This is a genomic window from Aromatoleum evansii (genome assembly GCF_012910805.1).
Taxonomy (GTDB): domain Bacteria; phylum Pseudomonadota; class Gammaproteobacteria; order Burkholderiales; family Rhodocyclaceae; genus Aromatoleum; species Aromatoleum evansii.
Window position 1 is genome coordinate 1 of record NZ_WTVK01000128.1, and the last position, 3,824, is coordinate 3,824.

The following is a 3,824-nucleotide window of genomic DNA, read 5'->3' on the forward strand; positions in this document are numbered from 1 at the left end:
CCATCAGGCCTCCGCCGCCTTGATCATGTTGCGCGCGATCACGAGCTGCTGGATCTGCGTCGTGCCTTCATAGATGCGGAACAGGCGCACGTCGCGGTAGAAGCGCTCGGCCGCGTATTCCGAGATGTAGCCGGCGCCGCCGTGGATCTGCACGCTGCGGTCGGCGACGCGGCCGCACATTTCGGAGGCGAAGAGCTTGCAGCACGACGCCTCGGTCGAGATATCCTCCTTGGCGTCGCGGCGGCGCGCGGCGTCGAGCACCATCGAGCGGGCCGCGTAGATTTCGGCCTTGCTGTCGGCGAGCATCGCCTGGATCAGCTGGAATTCAGCGATCGGCTTGCCGAACTGCACGCGCTCCATCGCGTAGCGCAGCGCGTCCTCGAGCATGCGCTCGGCCGCGCCGACGCACACCGCCGCGATGTGGAGCCGCCCCTTGTCGAGCACCTTCATCGCGGTCTTGAAACCGACGCCTTCCTTGCCGCCGATCACGTTCGCGACCGGCACGCGGCAGTTCTCGAAGATCACGTCGCAGGTGTGGGCACCCTTCTGCCCCATCTTCTTGTCGATCTTGCCGAGCGACAGTCCCGGCGTTCCCTTCTCGACGATGAAGGCCGAGATCGCGCCGGCGCCCTTCATTTCCGGATCGGTACGCGCCATCACCGTGAAGATGCTGGCTTCCGGCGCGTTGGTGATGAAGCGTTTGGTGCCGTTGAGGACGTAGTAATCGCCGTCGCGCACGGCCGTGGTGCGCAGCGAGGCCGCGTCCGAACCCGAGCCCGGCTCGGTCAGGGCGAACGATCCGATGATCTCCCCGGCGGCAAGCCTGGGCAGATAGTGCAGCTTCTGCGCCTCGGTGCCGTCGATGACGATGCCCTGCGAGCCGATGCCGTTGTTGGTGCCGATCAGCGAACGGAAGGCCGGCGAGGTCCTGGCGATTTCGAAGGCGACGAGCACCTCCTCTTCCATCGTCAGGTTCAAGCCGCCGTACTCTTCCGGAATCGAGAGCCCGAACAGGCCCAGCTCGCGCATCTCGGCGACGATATCGGCGGGGATCTCGTCGGTTTCGGCCACCAGGGCCTCGTTCGGCACCAGCCGCTCCCGAACGAAACGGGAGACGCTGTCCAGCAGCAGGTTCAGGGTTTCGGGATCTCGAATCATGTTTTCCTCGACAGGGTAGTGACGCTCACACCCGGCCCATGTCCGTTTCCACCTTGCGCACAAGCTGAACCAGACGCGGACCGAGATCGTTTTCAAGTTTTTCGCGCGACAGCAGGAAGGCCGGACCGCCGCAGTTGAAGGCCATCGCCTTTTCCCGCTCGATGCCAAGCAATGGCACGCCGACGGAATGGATGTCCTGGTGCCATTCGCCGACCGACAGGCAGAAACCGCGCTCGGCGTAGTCGCGCTGCGCTTGCTCGATGCCCAGCTTGATGCGCGGCCAGTTCTCCTCGTCAGCGAGGCGGATGTGGTCCAGCAGGTAGTCGCGTTCCTGCGGCGGCAGGCTGCACAGCAGTGCCTTGCCCATCGCCGTGGTGGCGATCGGAATGCGCGAGCCGACGGTCAGCTGCAGCGTCACGCGCGCGCTGCTGCGGCAGGTCTCGACGTACACCATGCTCAGGCGGTCGCGCACGCCGATCGACACCGACGCCTTCGAGTACTCGGCGAGTTCCTGCATCGCCGGGCGCGCGATGTCGCGCACGTCCAGGTTCGCCAGCATCGAATAGCCCAGCGCCAGCACGCCCGACCCGAGCCCGTACTGGCCCCGGCTTTCCGAGTAGGCGAGATAGCCGAGCTTCGTCAGCGTGTGCGTCAGCCGCGACACCGTCGGCTTGGGAATCCCGGTGCGGCTCGCGAGCTCGGCATTGGCGAGGTAGGCCTCGCCCGGCCGGAAGCAACGCAGGATTTCCAGCCCCCGCGCCAGCGCATTGACGAACTGACGATCCTTGCTCTCCTCCTCGTCGCCGAACACCTGGATTTCATTGTCCATAACCATTTCCTCTTGCCCCCACAACATCGGTTCAGTTGTCTGTCGCCGGTGAAGGCGACGCCATGGTTGCACACGAAAATCTCATGCGTCAACTGTTTTGCAAAACTACGGTTCGCACAGCGGAATCAACTATTGAAACGTCTCAACCCTCTTGAATGCCCCTGAAATCCATACACCACAATGCTTTAACGCATTGATTCCGCCAAAATCGCAAAGAACGCCTACGGTTTACATCGCCAAGATTCCGCGGTAACGTTCGCCTCACGCCATGTTTTGCGAACCGTTATTTCGCACTGCAAACCACACCAGGAGAAATGATGAGCGACGAAGTCCTTGTCGAACGCCCGCTGCCGGGCATCGCGGTGGTGCGGATCAACCGCCCCGACGCACGCAACGCGCTGAACCATCAGGTGCGCGCCATGCTCGCCGAACAGTTCACCGAACTGGGCAGCGATCCGGACGTGCGCTGCATCGTGCTCACCGGCTCCGAGCGGATTTTCGCAGCCGGCGCGGATATCCGCGATCTCGCCGAGCGCAGCGCGGTCGAGATGATGCTGCGGAACACGCATCGCCTGTGGCAGGCGATCGCGTCGTGCCCGAAACCGGTGATCGCGGCGGTGAATGGCCTCGCACTCGGCGGCGGCTGCGAACTGGCGATGCACGCGGACATCATCGTCGCCGGTGAAAGCGCCTCCTTCGGCCAGCCGGAAGTGCGCATCGGCATCATGCCCGGCGCCGGCGGCACGCAGCGCCTGACGCGCGCGGTCGGCAAGTTCCGCGCGATGAAGATGGTCCTCACCGGCCAGCCGGTCGGTGCGCGCGAGGCGCTGGAGATGGGCCTCGCCAGCGAGGTCGTGCCCGACGACCAGGTGCAGACGCGCGCGCTGCAGCTTGCTGCGGAGATCGCCGCGTTGCCGCCGCTCGCCGTCATGCAAATCAAGGAAGTCATGCTCGCCGGCCAGGATGCCTCGCTCGACGCGGCGCTGATGCTCGAACGCAAGGCCTTCCAGTTGCTTTTCGCCAGCCGCGACCAGAAGGAAGGCATGCAGGCCTTCCTCGCCAAGCGCCAACCCGACTACCAGGGAGTCTGAACCATGCTCGACATCACCCGCACCGACTTGCTGCTCGGGGTCGTCGGCACCGGCCTGATGGGCCGCGGCATCGCCCAGATCGCCGTGCAGGGCGGCGTTCGCGTCGTATTGCACGACGCCCGCCCCGGCGCGGCCGGCGAGGCCCGCGACGCGATCCGCCAGACGCTGCAGACGCTAGCCGCGAAGGGGCGCATCGCCGCCGCGGACGCCGACGCAGCCGCCGCGCGCATCGGCATCGCCGAATCGCTGACAGACCTCGCCGGCTGCCACGCCGTCGTCGAGGCCATCGTCGAACAGCTCGACGCCAAGCGCGCGCTGTTCCGGCAGTTGGAGGACATCGTCGGCGACACCTGCATCCTCGCCACCAACACCTCGTCGCTGTCGGTCACCGCGATCGCTGCGGGCTGCCGCCTGCCGGGGCGCGTCGCCGGCTTTCACTTCTTCAGCCCGGTGCCGCTGATGAAGATCGTCGAGGTCATCGACGGCGCGCTCAGCGAGCCCTGGGTCGGCGAGGCGCTCACGGCGCTCGCGCGGCGCATGGGGCACACGCCGGTGCGCGCGCAGGACACCCCGGGCTTCATCGTGAACCACGCCGGACGCGGCTTCGGCACCGAGGCGCTGCGCATCGTCGGCGAGGGCATCGCCGGCTTCGCCGATGTCGACCGCATCCTGCGCGAAGCGGCCGGATTCCGCATGGGGCCGTTCGAACTGCTGGACCTCACCGGGCTCGACGTGTCGCACCCGGT

The 3,824-nt window shown here is 66.1% G+C and carries 4 protein-coding genes; 2 read left to right on the forward strand and 2 right to left on the reverse strand.

Annotated elements, in window-relative coordinates; all coding sequences use genetic code 11:
* Positions 1–3: 3 nt before the first annotated feature.
* Together GO615_RS27250 and GO615_RS27255 are read right to left on the reverse strand one after the other, a co-directional pair.
* Entirely contained in the window at positions 4–1,158 is a 1,155-nt protein-coding gene (locus GO615_RS27250) for an acyl-CoA dehydrogenase family protein (RefSeq protein ID WP_169132984.1), read from the reverse strand.
* Between the two features lie 25 nt (positions 1,159–1,183).
* Positions 1,184–1,987 (reverse strand): IclR family transcriptional regulator, encoded by an 804-nt coding sequence (locus GO615_RS27255; RefSeq protein WP_169132985.1) that lies wholly within the window; start codon positions 1,985–1,987, stop codon positions 1,184–1,186.
* Between the two features lie 317 nt (positions 1,988–2,304).
* Here GO615_RS27255 and GO615_RS27260 point away from each other — a divergent pair, with 317 nt between their 5' ends.
* Together GO615_RS27260 and GO615_RS27265 are read left to right on the forward strand one after the other, a co-directional pair.
* A complete protein-coding gene (locus GO615_RS27260; protein ID WP_169132986.1) occupies positions 2,305–3,078 on the forward strand; it encodes an enoyl-CoA hydratase in 774 nt (257 codons plus the stop codon).
* A gap of 3 nt (positions 3,079–3,081) precedes the next feature.
* The coding region (locus GO615_RS27265; RefSeq protein WP_246262504.1) for a 3-hydroxyacyl-CoA dehydrogenase NAD-binding domain-containing protein at positions 3,082–3,824 on the forward strand (743 nt) is incomplete at its 3' end.

Bases quoted from the DNA above. Each gene is read 5' to 3' on its own strand.
- GO615_RS27255 (WP_169132985.1), bottom strand. From the start codon at position 1,987: ATGGACAATGAAATCCAGGTGTTCGGCGACGAGGAGGAGAGCAAGGAT.
- GO615_RS27250 (WP_169132984.1), bottom strand. From the start codon at position 1,158: ATGATTCGAGATCCCGAAACCCTGAACCTGCTGCTGGACAGCGTCTCC.
- GO615_RS27260 (WP_169132986.1), top strand. From the start codon at position 2,305: ATGAGCGACGAAGTCCTTGTCGAACGCCCGCTGCCGGGCATCGCGGTG.